Origin of the sequence: Chania multitudinisentens RB-25 (assembly GCF_000520015.2) — a bacterium.
Classification (GTDB): domain Bacteria; phylum Pseudomonadota; class Gammaproteobacteria; order Enterobacterales; family Enterobacteriaceae; genus Chania; species Chania multitudinisentens.
On the sequence record NZ_CP007044.2, the window covers coordinates 2,621,507 to 2,641,193 of the forward strand.

General features: G+C 59.0%; 1 protein-coding gene. It reads left to right on the forward strand.

Features of this window, described 5'->3' with window-relative positions; genetic code table 11:
* The first annotated feature begins 70 nt into the window (after positions 1-70).
* Positions 71-19,558, forward strand: coding sequence for an Ig-like domain-containing protein (locus Z042_RS25980; RefSeq protein WP_025297170.1), 19,488 nt, complete (start codon positions 71-73; stop codon positions 19,556-19,558).
* Positions 19,559-19,687 lie beyond the last annotated feature (129 nt).

Genomic DNA, 19,687 nt, shown 5'->3' on the forward strand with positions numbered 1-19,687 from the left:
ATGCGAGATAGGTTGTTATCAGGGAATGTAATCGAATTTTAATCGGACTACGTCTGGAGTTGTGATAGACATGGATAAAACAATAGTTCTGGCTGTTAACAGTGGCGAGGGGAAAACCCGGCTGTTGACTGCGAACGCAAACAAGGCTGTTAAAGTTAAACTGATTCACGGTAATAAATATCTGCTGAAAAATCTGGGTAATGATTTTGCACCGGAAAATATTACTTTGGCACGTGTTGGCAAAGCGCTACATGTCATCCAGGAAGGAGACACTAACGCCAGTATCATTATTGAAGATTACTTCAATGGTGATGCCAACAACCCGGTACTGCTGGGGATGGCGGAAGATGGGCAGTTATATGCTTATGTACCGTTGTCAGGTGAAGGCTACGAAAATGGCTATCTGACCAGTGAAGGTGAATTATCGCCAGCCGCTCTAGGTGGCCCCGCTTTAGGCAGCGGCAATGGCATATTTACCTCTTCAGATGACAATAATGATGCCTTGTTTGGTTTGCTCGGCTGGGCCGCGGCGGCAGCGGCGATCGGTGCCGGTGCAGCTATCGCTTATCACAACAGCAACAACGGTGACAAGAAGCACGCTGATACCACCCCACCGGCAAAACCTGCTATCGGTCAGGCATTGGATCAGAAAGGCTCTGTCACAGGCGTGATTCAAAACGGCAGCGTGACGGATGAAACCCGCCCGGTCCTGAGTGGCAAGGGTGAACCCGGCGATACCATCACGGTGTATGATAATGGTCAATCCATTGGCAGCGTAGTGGTTGATGGCAACGGTAACTGGACATTTACCCCAGAAACTGACCTGGGTGAAGGCTCGCACCAACTGGTGATCACAGAAACCGACCCGGCTGGCAATGTCAGCTCGCCTTCTGATGCTCTGAATTTCAACGTCGATACCACTCCACCGGATGCTCCGGCTCTCCAGCACATCATGGATAAAGTGGGAGAAACCGTCGGCGAAATTAAATCTGGCGGCATGACCGACGATCAGCGTCCTGAGCTGAGCGGGAGCGGTGAAGCCGGCAGCAAGGTCACCATTTATGACAATGGTGTCGTGATTGGTGAAACCGAAGTCAACGAAGATGGCCGCTGGTTCTTCAAACCTGATACAGATTTGACCGACGGCAGCCATACTCTCACCGTTTCCCAGACCGATCCGGCGGGTAACCAGAGTGAGCAGTCTGGAGGCTGGACCTTCACGGTCGATACACAAGCCCCTTCTCAGCCATCTATCGGCGATATTCTGGATAATACTGGCAGCGTCACTGGCCCATTGGTTAATGGCAGCGTGACGGATGAAACGCAACCGCAACTGAACGGGGCGGGTGAGCCGGGTAACGTCATCATCATTACCGATAACGGTAAACCGATGGGTTCTACGGTGGTTGATGACCAGGGTAAGTGGAGTTACACCCCTGATACGCCGCTTGAAGAAGGCAGCCATAAATTAGAAGTGACCGAAGTCGATCAGGCGGGTAATACCAGTGTGCCATCCAACCCGATTGAGATCGTGGTCGATACCACGGCACCGGGGAAACCGGACGTAGCGCAGGCTCTGGATAATACCGGGCCGATCACTGGGCCTATCTTGAACGGTGGTTCTACTGATGAAACTCAGCCGCAACTGAATGGCGTGGGTGAACCAGGCAACACGATCAACATCTATGACGGCGGCGAGAAAATTGGCTCTGTGGTGGTGGGTGACAACGGTAAGTGGAGCTTTACTCCAGATACGCCGTTAACTGAAACCGATCACAGCATTACCGTGACTGAAACCGATCTGGCCGGTAATGAAAGTGCGCCGTCCGAATCATTGGACTTTACCGTAGATACCACTCCACCGCTGGAAGGCCCGGATCATCTGGCCATTACCGCAGTGGAAGACCGCGTGGGCGATCGCCAGGGTGCTGTGGATAACGGAGCTACCACCGATGACAGCCAACCGCTGATCAGCGGGATCGGCACCGCTGGTGATACCGTGTTTGTTTACACCACCGATGCGAGCGGCCGCCATCAGATTGGCAGCGCGCTAGTGCAGGCCGATGGCACCTGGAGCATGACGCCTGAACTGCCGCTGCTGGAAGGCAACAACCAGTTAGCGATTATTGCTCAGGACCCGGCGGGCAACCGTACCAGTCTCTCTTCACCGAGCTATGACATCAATCTGTTTATCTCCGTGTCGTCTGAACCTGCGATCACCAGCGTGGTGGACAACGTTGAGCCGCATACCGGGGCGTTGCAGAAAGGCGATGTCACCAACGACAACACGCCAACCCTGAGCGGCAGCGCCGAAGCCAACAGCACCGTGACGGTGTTGGATAACGGCGTGGCCATCGGCTCGGTAACAGCCGATGCCAACGGCAAGTGGACCTTTACGCCGGAAACCGCCCTGAAGGACGGTAATCACAGCCTGAGCATCACCGCCACCGACGCCGCCGGCAATATCAGCGCGCCAAGCGGCAGCTTCGGCATTGTTATCGACACCGCCGTACCGGATGCACCAACCGACATCGTGATCATCGACAACGTGGGTGAGAAGACCGGCGAAGTGAAACCGGGCGAGACCACCGATGACCGTTCCCCGACCCTGACCGGGAAAGGCGAGCCGGGCGGCGTGGTCAACGTGATCGACAACGGCCAGGTGATCGGCAGTACCGTGATTGACGAAGACGGCAAGTGGACCTTTACGCCGGACGAACCGCTGGATAACGGCGAACACAACCTGAGCACCACCGTGACCGACCCGGCAGGCAACGTGAGTGAGCCAAGCCCGGGTGTGAATATCGTGGTGGATGACAGCCCGGTAGTGGTCAGCATCGGTTCTGTGAAGGACGATGTGGGGCCGATCACCGGCAATATCACCCCGGGCGGGGTGACGGACGATACGCGTCCGGAGCTGGTCGGCAGCGGCAAACCGGGCAGCGTGGTGACGGTGCAGGACGGCGAGACCGTGCTGGGCAGCACCACTGTAGGGCCGGACGGCAGCTGGCGCTTTACGCCGGAAACCGAACTGGGCGAAGGCAGCCACAGCCTGACCGTGACCGCCGAAGATGCGGCGGGTAACCGGGTGACCAGCCCGGCGGTAGACTTTACCGTGGACAGCGTGGCCCCGAACAAGCCGGTGATTGGCGGTGCGATTGATGACGTGGGTGACGTGCGCGGCGAACTGAGCAGCGGCAGCGTGACCGACGACGCCAACCCGACGTTCAAGGGCAGCGCAGAGCCGGGCAGCGTGATCACGGTGTACGACAACGGCCAGGTGTTGGGTTCGGTGCTGACCGACAACAACGGCGCCTGGGCATTTACCCCGACCACGCCGCTGACCGAAGGTGAGCATTCACTGACCACCACGGCCACCGACAAGGCGGGCAATACCAGCGCACCGTCTGACGCCTTTAACCTGACCACCGACTATACCCCGTCACTGACCGGGCCAGAGTTCCTGGCGATCACCGGGGTGACCGACAATGTGGGCAACGTGCAGGGCAATATCGCCTCCGGCGGTATCACCGACGACAGCCAGCCGCTGATCAGCGGGATTGGCACCGCCGGTGATACCATCATGGTGTACACGGCCGATGCGGCAGGTAACCACCTGATTGGCAGCGCCACCGTGCAGACCGATGGCACCTGGAGCATGACGCCTGAACTGCCGTTGCTGGAAGGCAACAACCAGCTGACCATCGTGGCGGTGGACGCGGCCGGCAACAAGACCGCGCCAAGCACCCCATCCTATGATCTGAATGTCGATATCTCCATCCCGACGCAGCCTGCGATCACCAGCGTGGTGGACAACGTTGAGCCGCACACCGGGGCGTTGCAGAAAGGCGATGTCACCAACGACAACACGCCAACCCTGAGCGGCAGCGCCGAAGCCAACAGCACCGTGACGGTGTTGGATAACGGCGTGGCCATCGGCTCGGTAACAGCCGATGCCAACGGCAAGTGGACCTTTACGCCGGAAACCGCCCTGAAGGACGGTAATCACAGCCTGAGCATCACCGCCACCGACGCCGCCGGCAATATCAGCGCGCCAAGCGGCAGCTTCGGCATTGTTATCGACACCGCCGTACCGGATGCACCAACCGACATCGTGATCATCGACAACGTGGGTGAGAAGACCGGCGAAGTGAAACCGGGCGAGACCACCGATGACCGTTCCCCGACCCTGACCGGGAAAGGCGAGCCGGGCGGCGTGGTCAACGTGATCGACAACGGCCAGGTGATCGGCAGTACCGTGATTGACGAAGACGGCAAGTGGACCTTTACGCCGGACGAACCGCTGGATAACGGCGAACACAACCTGAGCACCACCGTGACCGACCCGGCAGGCAACGTGAGTGAGCCAAGCCCGGGTGTGAATATCGTGGTGGATGACAGCCCGGTAGTGGTCAGCATCGGTTCTGTGAAGGACGATGTGGGGCCGATCACCGGCAATATCACCCCGGGCGGGGTGACGGACGATACGCGTCCGGAGCTGGTCGGCAGCGGCAAACCGGGCAGCGTGGTGACGGTGCAGGACGGCGAGACCGTGCTGGGCAGCACCACTGTAGGGCCGGACGGCAGCTGGCGCTTTACGCCGGAAACCGAACTGGGCGAAGGCAGCCACAGCCTGACCGTGACCGCCGAAGATGCGGCGGGTAACCGGGTGACCAGTCCGGCGGTAGACTTTACCGTGGACAGCGTGGCCCCGAACAAGCCGGTGATTGGCGGTGCGATTGATGACGTGGGTGACGTGCGCGGCGAACTGAGCAGCGGCAGCGTGACCGACGACGCCAACCCGACGTTCAAGGGCAGCGCAGAGCCGGGCAGCATCATTACGGTGTACGACAACGGCCAGGTGTTGGGTTCGGTGCTGACCGACAACAACGGCGCCTGGGCATTTACCCCGACCACGCCGCTGACCGAAGGTGAGCATTCGCTGACCACCACGGCCACCGACAAGGCGGGCAACACCAGCGCACCGTCTGACGCCTTTAACCTGACCACCGACTATACCCCGTCACTGACCGGGCCAGAGTTCCTGGCCATCACCGGCGTGGTAGACAACGTGGGCAACGTGCAGGGCAATATCGCCTCCGGCGGTATCACCGACGACAGCCAGCCGCTGATCAGCGGGATCGGCACCGCCGGTGACACCATCATGGTGTACACGGCCGATGCGGCAGGTAACCACCTGATTGGCAGCGCCACCGTGCAGACCGATGGCACCTGGAGCATGACGCCAACCACCCCGTTGCTGGAAGGCAACAACCAGCTGACCATCGTGGCAGTGGATGCGGCCGGCAACAAGACCGCGCCAAGCACCCCATCGTACGATCTTAATGTTGACATTACGGTGCCGGGGCTGCCCGCGATCACCAGCGTGGTGGATAACGTTGAGCCGCACACCGGGGCGTTGCAGAAAGGCGATGTCACCAACGACAACACGCCAACCCTGAGCGGCAGCGCCGAAGCCAACAGCACCGTGACGGTGTTGGATAACGGCGTGGCCATCGGCTCGGTAACAGCCGATGCCAACGGCAAGTGGACCTTTACGCCGGAAACCGCCCTGAAGGACGGTAATCACAGCCTGAGCATCACCGCCACCGACGCGGCTGGCAATATCAGCGCGCCAAGCGGCAGCTTCGGCATTGTTATCGACACCGCCGTACCGGATGCACCGACCGACATCGTGATCATCGACAACGTGGGTGAGAAGACCGGCGAAGTGAAACCGGGCGAGACCACCGATGACCGTTCCCCGACCCTGACCGGGAAAGGGGAGCCAGGCGGCACCGTGACGGTGATCGACAACGGCCAGGTGATCGGCAGTACCGTGATTGACGAAGACGGCAAGTGGACCTTTACGCCGGACGAACCGCTGGATAACGGCGAACACAACCTGAGCACCACCGTGACCGACCCGGCAGGCAACGTGAGTGAGCCAAGCCCGGGTGTGAATATCGTGGTGGATGACAGCCCGGTAGTGGTCAGCATCGGCTCCGTGAAGGACGATGTGGGGCCGATCACCGGCAATATCACCCCGGGTGGGGTGACGGACGATACGCGTCCGGAGCTGGTCGGCAGCGGCAAGCCGGGCAGCGTGGTGACGGTGCAGGACGGCGAGACCGTGCTGGGCAGCACTACCGTAGGGCCGGACGGCAGCTGGCGCTTTACGCCGGAAACCGAACTGGACGAAGGCAGCCACAGCCTGACCGTGACCGCCGAAGATGCGGCGGGTAACCGGGTGACCAGTCCGGCGGTAGACTTTACCGTGGACAGCGTGGCGCCGAACAAGCCGGTGATTGGCGGTGCGATTGATGACGTGGGTGACGTGCGCGGCGAACTGAGCAGCGGCAGCGTGACCGACGACGCCAACCCGACGTTCAAGGGCAGCGCAGAGCCGGGCAGCATCATTACGGTGTACGACAACGGCCAGGTGTTGGGTTCGGTGCTGACCGACAACAACGGCGCCTGGGCATTTACCCCGACCACGCCGCTGACCGAAGGTGAGCATTCGCTGACCACCACGGCCACCGACAAGGCGGGCAACACCAGCGCACCGTCTGACGCCTTTAACCTGACCACCGACTATACCCCGTCACTGACCGGGCCAGAGTTCCTGGCCATCACCGGCGTGGTAGACAACGTGGGCAACGTGCAGGGCAATATCGCCTCCGGCGGTATCACCGACGACAGCCAGCCGCTGATCAGCGGGATCGGCACCGCCGGTGACACCATCATGGTGTACACGGCCGATGCGGCAGGTAACCACCTGATTGGCAGCGCCACCGTGCAGACCGATGGCACCTGGAGCATGACGCCAACCACCCCGCTGCTGGAAGGCAACAACCAGCTGACCATCGTGGCAGTGGATGCGGCCGGCAACAAGACCGCGCCAAGCACCCCATCGTATGATCTTAATGTTGACATTACGGTGCCGGGGCTGCCCGCGATCACCAGCGTGGTGGACAACGTTGAGCCGCACACCGGGGCGTTGCAGAAAGGCGATGTCACCAACGACAACACGCCAACCCTGAGCGGCAGCGCCGAAGCCAACAGCACCGTGACGGTGTTGGATAACGGCTTGGCCATCGGCTCGGTGACAGCCGATGCCAACGGCAAGTGGACCTTTACGCCGGAAACCGCCCTGAAGGACGGTAATCACAGCCTGAGCATCACCGCCACCGACGCGGCTGGCAATATCAGCGCGCCAAGCGGCAGCTTCGGCATTGTTATCGACACCGCCGTACCGGATGCACCGACCGACATCGTGATCATCGACAACGTGGGTGAGAAGACCGGCGAAGTGAAACCGGGCGAGACCACCGATGACCGTTCCCCGACCCTGGCCGGGAAAGGCGAGCCGGGCGGCGTGGTCAACGTGATCGACAACGGCCAGGTGATCGGCAGTACCGTGATTGACGAAGACGGCAAGTGGACCTTTACGCCGGACGAACCGCTGGATAACGGCGAACACAACCTGAGCACCACCGTGACCGACCCGGCAGGCAACGTGAGTGAGCCAAGCCCGGGTGTGAATATCGTGGTGGATGACAGCCCGGTAGTGGTCAGCATCGGCTCCGTGAAGGACGATGTGGGGCCGATCACCGGCAATATCACCCCGGGCGGGGTGACGGACGATACGCGTCCGGAGCTGGTCGGCAGCGGCAAGCCGGGCAGCGTGGTGACGGTGCAGGACGGCGAGACCGTGCTGGGCAGCACCACCGTACAACCGGACGGCAGCTGGCGCTTTACGCCGGAAACCGAACTGGGCGAAGGCAGCCACAGCCTGACCGTGACCGCCGAAGATGCGGCGGGTAACCGGGTGACCAGTCCGGCGGTAGACTTTACCGTGGACAGCGTGGCGCCGAACAAGCCGGTGATTGGCGGGGCGATTGATGACGTGGGTGACGTGCGCGGCGAACTGAGCAGCGGCAGCGTGACCGACGACGCCAACCCGACGTTCAAGGGCAGCGCAGAGCCGGGCAGCATCATTACGGTGTACGACAACGGCAACGTGCTGGGCTCGGTCCTGACCGACAACAACGGCGCCTGGGCATTTACCCCGACCACGCCGCTGACCGAAGGTGAGCATTCGCTGACCACTACGGCCACCGACAAGGCGGGCAACACCAGCGCACCGTCTGACGCCTTTAATCTGACTACCGATTACTCTGCACCGGATTCGAGCCTGGTGGCGATCACCGGGGTGGACGATCAGGTGGGTGAGAACAAGGGGAATGTGGCGAACGGCGGTACCACCGACGACAACCGTCCAACCATCAAGGGCACCGGGGCGGAAGCCGGCAACACCATTACGGTGTACAACGGCACCACCGTGATCGGCAGCGCGACAGTACAGGCGGACGGCACCTGGTCACTGAAGCCGACCCTGCCACTGGCAGACGGCCTGGTCACCCTGACCGCGAAGGAAACCGACCTGGTGGGCAACACCACCGTGGCCTCGCCGGAGTACGCGATCACTGTATTGACCGTACCACCACAGGCCCCGACCATCACCAGCGTGGAAGACAATGCAGAGCCGCATACCGGTGCGTTGCAGAAAGGCGATATCACCAACGACAACACCCCGACCCTGAAGGGCTCTGCCCTGGCTGGGGGTATCGTGACGGTGTTCGACAACGGCACGGCGATCGGCAGCACCACCGCAGATAACAACGGTGCCTGGAGCTTTACGCCGGGTACGCCACTGGGTGAGGGTAACCATAACCTGACGGCCTCGGTCACCGACAGCATCGGCCAGGTCAGCCCGACCACCGGTGAGTTCGGTATCGTGGTAGATACCCTGCCACCGGCACCGGCAACCGGTCTGGTGGTGACGGACGACTTTGGTGCCGTACAGGGGCCATTGACGGCGGGTAGCATTACCGATGACAACACGCCAACCTTCAGCGGCAAGGCGGAAGCGGGCAGCGTGGTCACCGTGCTGGACAACGGCAAGGCGATTGGCAGCACCACGGTCGATACCAACGGCAACTGGAGCCTGACGGTAAGCACGCCGCTGGCCAACGGCGCACACGACTTCACGACGACGGTGACCGACAAGGCCGGGAACACCAGTGCCGAAGGGGAACACCTGGCGGTAACGGTGGATGTGGTGGGTGTACCGGTTCAACTGAACGAGTTGTTGGACGATGTGGGCAGCGTGCGGGGCAACATCGAGCAGAACGGCGTGACGGACGATACCCGTCCGACGCTGAACGGCATGGCGAAGGCCGGCAGTATCGTGACGGTGAAAGACGGTGAGAATGTGCTGGGCAGCGTGACGGCGAAAGCCGACGGTTCCTGGAGCTTTACGCCAAGCACCGATCTGGGCCAGGGCACACACAGCCTGAGCGCCACGGCGATCGATCCGGCGGGCAACCCAAGCAGTAGCAGTAGCTGGACGTTCACGATCGATACGGTGAAACCAACGGTACCGTTTATCGACGCAGCCGCGGACGATGTGGGCAGCGTGCAGCCACAGAACATGGCCAGCGGCAGTGCGACGGACGATCCGACGCCAACGTTGTCGGGCCGTGCGGAAGCCAACAGCGTGGTGAAGGTCTATGACCAGAACGGCTTGCTGGGCTCGGTACAGACCAATGGCAGTGGCCAGTGGAGCTTTACCCCAACCGAGAAACTGTCGGAAGGTGAGCACCGCTTTACGGTGACGGCAACGGACAAGGCGGGTAACGTCAGCGATCCGTCGAACACCTTTACCCTGACCCTGGACTTCAGCGCACCGGATGCCAGCAAAGTGGTCATCACCGGCGTGGACGATCAGGTCGGTACTGTGAAGGGGAATGTTGCGGCTGGCGATATCACCGATGACAACCGCCCAACCATCAAGGGCACCGGGGCGGAAGCCGGCAACACCATTACGGTGTACAACGGCACTACCGTGATCGGCAGCGCGACAGTACAGGCGGACGGCACCTGGTCACTGAAACCGACCCTGCCACTGGCAGACGGCCTGGTCACCCTGACCGCGAAGGAAACCGACCTGGTGGGCAACACCACCGTGGCGTCGCCGGAGTACGCGATCACCGTGATCACCGTACCGCCACCGGCGCCGACCATCACCAGCGTGGAAGACAATGCCGAGCCACATACCGGTGCGTTGCAGAAAGGCGATATCACCAACGACAACACCCCGACCCTGAAGGGCTCTGCCCTGCCAGGGGGTATTGTAACGGTGTTCGACAACGGCACGGCGATCGGCAGCACCACCGCAGATAACAACGGTGCGTGGAGCTTTACGCCGGGTACGCCACTGGGTGAGGGTAACCATAACCTGGCGGCCTCGGTCACCGACAGCATCGGCCAGACCAGCCCGACCACCGGTGAGTTCGGTATCGTGGTAGATACCCTGCCACCGGCCCCGGTAACGGATCTGGTGGTGACAGACGACGCCGGTAGCGTGCAGGGGCCATTGACGGCGGGTAGCACCACCGACGACAACACGCCAACCTTCAGCGGCAAGGCGGAAGCGGGCAGCGTGGTCACCGTGCTGGACAACGGCAAGGTGATTGGCAGCACCACAGTCGATACCAACGGCAACTGGAGCTTTACGCCAAGCACGCCGCTGGCCAACGGCGCACACGACTTCACGACGACGGTGACCGACAAGGCCGGGAACACCAGTGCCGAAGGGGAACACCTGGCGGTAACGGTGGATGTGGGGGTGGGTGAGGTACAACTGACCACTCTGGTGGATGATGTGGGCAGCGTGCAGGGCAACATCGAGCAGAACGGCGTGACGGACGATACCCGTCCGACGCTGAACGGCACGGCGAAGGCCGGCAGCGTGGTGACGGTCAGCGATGGCAGCACCGTGCTGGGCAGCGTCACGGCGGATGGCAGCGGCAACTGGAGCTTTACGCCAGCGGTTGATCTGGGGCAGGGCGCACACAGCCTGAGCGCCAGTGCCAAAGAGCCGGCGGGTAACACCAGCACCAGCGGTGCCTGGACGTTTACCGTAGACTCGGTGGTACCGAACGTACCGTTTATCGACGCAGCCGCGGACGATGTGGGCAGCGTGCAGCCACAGAACATGGCCAGCGGCAGTGCGACGGACGATCCGACGCCAACGCTGTCGGGCCGTGCGGAAGCCAACAGCGTTGTGAAGGTCTATGACCAGAACGGCTTGCTGGGCTCGGTACAGACCAATGGCAGTGGCCAGTGGAGCTTCACCCCAACCGAGAAACTGTCGGAAGGTGAGCACCGCTTTACGGTGACGGCAACGGACAAGGCGGGTAACGTCAGCGATCCGTCGAACACCTTTACCCTGACCCTGGACTTCAGCGCACCGGATGCCAGCAAAGTGGTCATCACTGGCGTAGACGACCAGGTCGGTACTGTGAAGGGGAATGTTGCGGCTGGCGATATCACCGACGACAACCGCCCAACCATCAAGGGCACCGGGGCGGAAATGGGCAACACCATCACGGTGTACAACGGGAATACCGTGATTGGTACGGCCACCGTGCAGGCGGACGGCACCTGGTCACTGAAACCGACCCTGCCACTGGCAGACGGCCTGGTCACCCTGACCGCGAAGGAAACCGACCTGGTGGGCAACACCACCGTGGCCTCGCCGGAGTACGCGATCACTGTATTGACCGTACCACCACAGGCCCCGACCATCACCAGCGTGGAAGACAATGCAGAGCCGCATACCGGTGCGTTGCAGAAAGGCGATATCACCAACGACAACACCCCGACCCTGAAGGGCTCTGCCCTGGCTGGGGGTATCGTGACGGTGTTCGACAACGGCACGGCGATCGGCAGCACCACCGCAGATAACAACGGTGCCTGGAGCTTTACGCCGGGTACGCCACTGGGTGAGGGTAACCATAACCTGACGGCCTCGGTCACCGACAGCATCGGCCAGGTCAGCCCGACCACCGGTGAGTTCGGTATCGTGGTAGATACCCTGCCACCGGCACCGGCAACCGGTCTGGTGGTGACAGACGACGCCGGTAGCGTGCAGGGGCCATTGACGGCGGGTAGCACCACCGACGACAACACGCCAACCTTCAGCGGCAAGGCGGAAGCGGGCAGCGTGGTCACCGTGCTGGACAACGGCAAGGTGATTGGCAGTACCACAGTCGATACCAACGGCAACTGGAGCTTTACGCCAAGCACGCCGCTGGCCAACGGCGCACACGACTTCACCACCACGGTGACCGACAAGGCCGGGAACACCAGTGCCGAAGGGGAACACCTGGCGGTAACGGTGGATGTGGGGGTGGGTGAGGTACAACTGACCACTCTGGTGGATGACGTGGGCAGCGTGCAGGGCAACATCGAGCAGAACGGCGTGACGGACGATACCCGTCCGACGCTGAACGGCACGGCGAAGGCCGGCAGCGTGGTGACGGTCAGCGATGGCAGCACCGTGCTGGGCAGCGTCACGGCGGATGGCAGCGGTAACTGGAGCTTTACGCCGACTACAGATCTGGGCCAGGGCGCACACAGCCTGAGCGCCAGTGCCAAAGAGCCGGCGGGTAACACCAGCACCAGCGGTGCCTGGACGTTTACCGTGGACTCGGTGGTACCGAACGTACCGTTTATCGATTCGGCAGCGGACGATGTGGGCAGCGTACAGCCACAGAACATGGCCAGCGGCAGTGCGACGGACGATCCGACGCCAACGCTGTCGGGCCGTGCGGAAGCCAACAGCGTTGTGAAGGTCTATGACCAGAACGGCTTGCTGGGCTCGGTACAGACCAATGGCAGTGGCCAGTGGAGCTTCACCCCAACCGAGAAACTGTCGGAAGGTGAGCACCGCTTTACGGTGACGGCAACGGACAAGGCGGGTAACGTCAGCGATCCGTCGAACACCTTTACCCTGACCCTGGACTTCAGCGCACCGGATGCCAGCAAAGTGGTCATCACCGGCGTGGACGACCAGGTCGGTACTGTGAAGGGGAATGTTGCGGCTGGTGATATCACCGACGACAACCGCCCAACCATCAAGGGCACCGGTGCGGAAGTGGGCAATACCATTACGGTGTACAACGGGAATACCGTGATTGGTACGGCCACCGTGCAGGCGGACGGCACCTGGTCACTGAAGCCGACCCTGCCACTGGCAGACGGCCTGGTCACCCTGACCGCGAAGGAAACCGACCTGGTGGGCAACACCACCGTGGCCTCGCCGGAGTACGCGATCACCGTGATCACCGTACCACCACAGGCCCCGACCATCACCAGCGTGGAAGACAATGTCGAGCCGCATACCGGTGCGTTGCAGAAAGGCGATATCACCAATGACAACACCCCGACCCTGAAGGGCACGGCGTTGCCAGGGGGTATTGTAACGGTGTTCGACAACGGCACGGCGATCGGCAGCACCACCGCAGATAACAACGGTGCGTGGAGCTTTACGCCGGGTACGCCACTGGGTGAGGGTAACCATAACCTGACGGCCTCGGTCACCGACAGCATCGGCCAGGTCAGCCCGACCACCGGTGAGTTCGGTATCGTGGTAGATACTCTGCCACCGGCCCCGGTAACGGATCTGGTGGTGACAGACGACGCCGGTAGCGTGCAGGGGCCATTGACGGCGGGTAGCACCACCGACGACAACACGCCAACCTTCAGCGGCAAGGCGGAAGCGGGCAGCGTGGTCACCGTGCTGGACAACGGCAAGGTGATTGGCAGCACCACAGTCGATACCAACGGCAACTGGAGCCTGACGCCAAGCACACCGCTGGCCAACGGCGCACACGACTTCACGACGACGGTGACCGACAAGGCCGGGAACACCAGTGCCGAAGGGGAACACCTGGCGGTGACGGTGGATGTGGGGGTGGGTCAGGTACAACTGACCACTCTGGTGGATGACGTGGGCAGCGTGCAGGGCAACATCGAGCAGAACGGCGTAACGGACGATACCCGTCCGACGCTGAACGGCACGGCGAAGGCCGGCAGCGTGGTGACGGTCAGCGATGGCAGCACCGTGCTGGGCAGCGTCACGGCGGATGGCAGCGGCAACTGGAGCTTTACGCCAGCGGTTGATCTGGGCCAGGGTGCACACAGCCTGAGCGCCAGTGCCAAAGAGCCGGCGGGTAACACCAGCACCAGCGGTGCCTGGACGTTTACCGTGGACTCGGTGGTACCGAACGTACCGTTTATCGATTCGGCAGCGGACGATGTGGGCAGCGTACAGCCACAGAACATGGCCAGCGGCAGTGCGACGGACGATCCGACGCCAACGCTGTCGGGCCGTGCGGAAGCCAACAGCGTTGTGAAGGTCTATGACCAGAACGGCTTGCTGGGCTCGGTACAGACCAATGGCAGTGGCCAGTGGAGCTTCACCCCAACCGAGAAACTGTCGGAAGGTGAGCACCGCTTTACGGTGACGGCAACGGACAAGGCGGGTAACGTCAGCGATCCGTCGAACACCTTTACCCTGACCCTGGACTTCACACCACCGGATGTCAGCAAAATTGCGATCACTGATGTGATTGATAACTTTGGTAGCGTCACGGGGCCGGTTGCACAGAATGGCGTATTGGACGATCGCAAACCTGTTATCAAAGGGACCGGTGCGGAAGTAGGCGATATCATTACTGTTTCCACCACGGATACCAATGGCAACACGATTGTTCTGGGGTCGACAACCGTGCTGGCTAACGGTACTTGGGAGCTTACGCCGACAGGATCGCTGTATGACGGGTTGAACAAGCTGAGCGTTGTGGAAACCGATAGCGTAGGTAACACAACCAAGCCGAACTCCAGCTATGACGTTAACGTGTCGTTGACTCCAGGAGTGCCAAGCATTACCGGCATTGTGGATGATACGGGTGCTAATAACGTCAACCTGAGTGAAGGTGCGTTGACGAAAGACAGTACGCCGACCTTGAGCGGTACTTCTTCAGTCGCGGAAGGCAACACCATTACCATTTATAACGGTACGACTGTGGTAGGTACGACCACGGCAGGCCCGAATGGTAACTGGAGCTTCACGCCGGCCAGCAAACTGAATGACGGTAGCTATAACTTTACAGTGACAGCCACCAACAGTGCAGGCCAAGTCAGTGAGGCAAGCAATAGCTGGAGTATCACTATCGATACTACTGCGCCTGTTACCGTGACCGATCTGGTGATCACGGATGACGTAGGTGAGATCCAGGGGCCACTCCATAATGGAGATGTCACTGATGACGCCAAACCGACCTTCAGCGGCAGCGCTGAGGCTGGCAGTAAGATCACTATCTATGATGCTGGCGTGAAAGTAGGAGAGGCGACTGCTGATGCTACTACCGGTAAATGGAGTTGGACACCGAAAGACAATATGTTGGATGGTGTTTATAACTTCACGACTACCGTCACCGATAAAGTCGGCAACGAGAGTGCTCCATCAGCCAACGTCAACATAACGATCGATACCAAGGCACCAGAGGTGACTCTGGCTATCGAGGGATACTACGATGATGTCGGTACCAACAAAGGCTTGATACTGGGCAGTGGTAGCTCTACCGACGATACTGCGCCTGTCCTGAAAGGGACCTGGAGTGGCAATCTGTTGGCAACGGACTCTATCCGTATCTATCAGGATGGGCAGTTGGTTGGGACCGCGGTGATTGATCTGGCGAACAGTTCTTGGACCTTGGCACTCAACAATCTGGTGAACAGCAATACTTATACCTATACCGCAACCGCAGTGGATGTGGCAGGTAACGAAACGGCGATTTCACCAGACTTTACGCTGACCATTGATGTGGATGCGCCAACTCAGACGGTAGTTATCGACAGCTACACTGATGATGTAGGCTTGGTCACCGGTGAATTTGGTTCTGGTACCAGTACTGACGATCGTAATCCGATGCTGAATGGCCATATTAATGGTCAGGCGCTGGATGCGGGTGATGAAGTGCGTATCTATGATGCAGCTTCTAATCTGCTTCTGGGGACAGCAACGGTAGCGGGTAACGGATCATGGACCTTCGTACTGCCGCCGCTGAATGATGACACGACCTACACCTTCCGTGCAGTAGTGTCTGATAAAGCGGGTAACGAAGGGACGGTTTCCAATAACTTCACCATGACGATTGACCTGGCGATGGTGGTTAACGCGCAGAATACGTTGGATACCACACCGATCGTTTCTGGTTATACCGGTTTCGCGATTCAGAAGGGTGAGTATGTTGAGGTGACGGTTAACGGTAAGACCTACAGCTCGCAAAACGGGCAAGTGGTGGTCGATCCGCTTAACAATACCTGGTACGTACAAATTCCAGATGCGAATGCATTGAGCGTTGGAACCTATGATGTGCAAGCGGTGCTCTATTCTGCGGATGGCAAGCAGATCACCACTGACAATAGCCGTAATGAACTGGTGGTAGCTCCAACGCCGGTTGTGACGGTAGGTGCAGGCGGTGGTGATGCAAACCAGAAAGCAACGGCCGTAACAATAGGTGAGAACGGTGTCTGGCGTATTCATACTAACCAGACCATGCTCGACTCCAGTGCGACTTCTTCTTCATCGTTGGGTGATTTCTCATCGACGAAGTTGGTGAGTAACTCGGGTACAGGGTACAGCGGCACCAGTTATGTACAGAACGCCACATTTATGGACTACAACCGCGACGGCCTGATGGATCTGTTTGCTGTTGATAGCATCTATGATGATGGCCAGCAGATGTTCTACTACAACGGTTCAACCTATAAGGCATATCAGGTTGGTGCGTTTACCAACTCGCCACAAACCGGTGAGTTTGCGGGTGATGCTAACACCGCAGGTAGTGCGAACACCTGGAGCTGGTACGGCGGTATCATGGCTATCGATAAAGATGGCGATGGTTATGTCGATATGGTCATCGGCGACCAAACACCGAACGATTCTGGTATTCGTGGCGGTTATGGCTCGCAGATCGTATTGAACCATGACGGTACCTTGATTGGCATGGACAAAGACGGCACGTTCGCAACCGACTATGCGACCGATAGCAGCCATCGTCCGATTGGCCTGGATCAGTCGCAGCCGGATATGGAACTGTCCGGTGTGGATATCAACAACGATGGTATCGTTGACTTTGTAATGCACAGTCAAAACATCGTTGCCGATGGTTCGCGTATTGATGCTCCTGGGGCAACCAACAGCAATGCGGCGATCAGTACTAACCAATCGCGTCTGGTGGTGGTCAACGGTACTAACAACGGTAATTGGCAAGTCACTCAGATTGTCGATAACGTGTTCCAACGCGGTACGGATGATGACCCGGCTATCGGTAACGGCGTTGCCATGACCTGGGCTGATTTCAACGGCGATGGTTACATGGACCTGTTCCTGGGCCGCGGTAGTGAAAGTACAACGGCAGCTTCTGGGGCGGGTAACAACGCCGGGGAATACGCTAGCCGGATTTACTTCAACGATGGTACTGGCAAGTTGGTGTTCAGCGATCCAAACAACGATGGAATTGGTAACCCAACGGCCGCCGGTATGTATACCTTTACCGACAACCTGGCCGGTGGTGCATCAATCGCGCTGGACTGGAACCACGACGGCAAGATGGATGTTATTGAGTTACCAGGGATGTCCGCAGGCTCAGGTGGTATCAACACTGCCGCAGCCACAGGACCGATTAACCTGTATACCAATACGTCTGCCAACGGCGTGACCAGCTTTACCACGACCAACCTGCTTACTCAGGTAGGTAAAACAACGATTGGTGGTAGCGCGACGGCGAATCAGGTAACCGGGGCTATTGCAGTTGATATTGACTGGGATGGTGACCGCGATCTGCTGGCCTTTACCTCCGGGGGCGTCACTACCTACATTGAAAACAAAAACAATGTGGCTTATGGCACCTCAATTCATCTGCGTATTCTGGATGAAGGCGGTATCAACTCGTTGTTCGGCAACACGGTGCAGCTGATTGATGAGGCGACAGGGCAGGTAGTTGCTACCCAAATGATCAACGCACAGTCTGGTAACCAGACCAACGACAGTACCGCGATTGTGGACTTCTATGGGTTGGATGCCAGCAAGACCTACAGCGCTGTGATTTTGCGTTCCAGCAATGGAGCCTTGGCAGATGTGGGTGGCGTTGCGAAAGTGGGCAATAACACCGTTGAGATTGTCAACAAGGCGTGGGGTGGGTTGAAAGCGACAGAAGCGAACAATGCTTATGTTCTGACAACCGAATCCGAAACCAATGTGGCAAACGCCAGCTCTAATGGCGGCACCAACTCGACAGGTATTGTCGGAACCGGCTACAACGATACGTTCTTTGCCACCTTGGGCAACGATTTGTATAACGGCGGTGGCGGTACGGAAACAGTTTCAGGCGTGAAATCCTGGAGCTCGACCGGTGGCCTGGACATTGTTGACTATAAACTGGCTGGCAGCACGCCATTAACCATCGATCTGAGCAAGACTGGCATGCAGAGCACCGGCTTTGGCAGCGCACAGTTTGTGAATATCGAAGGCCTGGCAGGGGGCAGTGGCAACGATACCTTCACCGGTAACGCGGCTAACAACTACTTTGATGGGCGTGGCGGTAATGACACCTTCAATCTGATTCACGGTGGTCAGGATACTCTGATGTACCGTGCGCTGGATGCGGCGTCGGGCAACGGTGGTAATGGCCACGATACGGTAAACAACTTCTTCGTGGGTACCGTAGAGGCAACATCGAATGCTGACATTATTGACATCAGTGGTCTGTTGGTTGGCTATAGAGCAGATGCAGATGGCGCGGCACACTACATTAACGGTGTGGCGACGATTGATGCAGGGGATACGATTAAACAGTATCTCTCCATTACCTACAGCGGCAATGACAGTATCCTGTACATTGACCGTGATGGGAGTGGCTCGGCCTATGGCTCAACGGCTCTGTTGACGTTCAGCAACACGCACGTGGAGTTGGAAACATTGCTGGCTAACCATCAACTGGTGATCAGTAACGGAGCCCTGACTGCGCAGAGCATCCAGGCTTTGGCGGAGAATTATACTGTCACTGCCACGGATTACAGCACTTCAGCTGAAGCTGTAACGGCTCACTTGTGGACAGGAGAAACCACGGTGGGTACGGGTAAATTGGTCAACGTGAACGCTTTGATTGGTTCTGAGCAAGGGGATTCGTTCACCGACAACTCGGCTAACAACCTGTTTGAAGGCCGTGGGGGCGATGATACGTTCTACCTGATTAACGGTGGCAACGACACACTGATGTATAAGGTGTTGGCGGGTATGGAAACTGACGGGGCAGGCGGTAACGGCCACGATATGGTCCATGGCTTCCACGTTGGCAACACAACCACCGATGGTGACGCTGATCTGATCAACCTGACTGATTTGCTGGACTATAACGGCCCGATTTCCTTCTTCGAGAATGATGGCAAGATGACGCTGGATGATTCTTCCCAGGGTATTCTTAACTATCTGAAGGTTGAAACCGTTGGCGCCGATACGGTCATCAGCATCGACCGTGATGGTCAGGGTGGGCAGCATGCCTTTACCAACGTAGTCACGTTGGCGAATGTGCATACCGATCTGGAAACGTTATTGCAGAATAACCAAATCATTGTTTAACCGGTAATGGAGCCCGCAGTGTAAAAACTGCGGGTTCTATTTTTGTTGTTATCTCATTATCTGGTAAACATTTTTGGCTATGTCACTTTACGTGTAATGACGGAACCCAGAAAAATTGTCGCCGTTTAT

Bases quoted from the DNA above. Each gene is read 5' to 3' on its own strand.
- Z042_RS25980 (WP_025297170.1), top strand. From the start codon at position 71: ATGGATAAAACAATAGTTCTGGCTGTTAACAGTGGCGAGGGGAAAACC.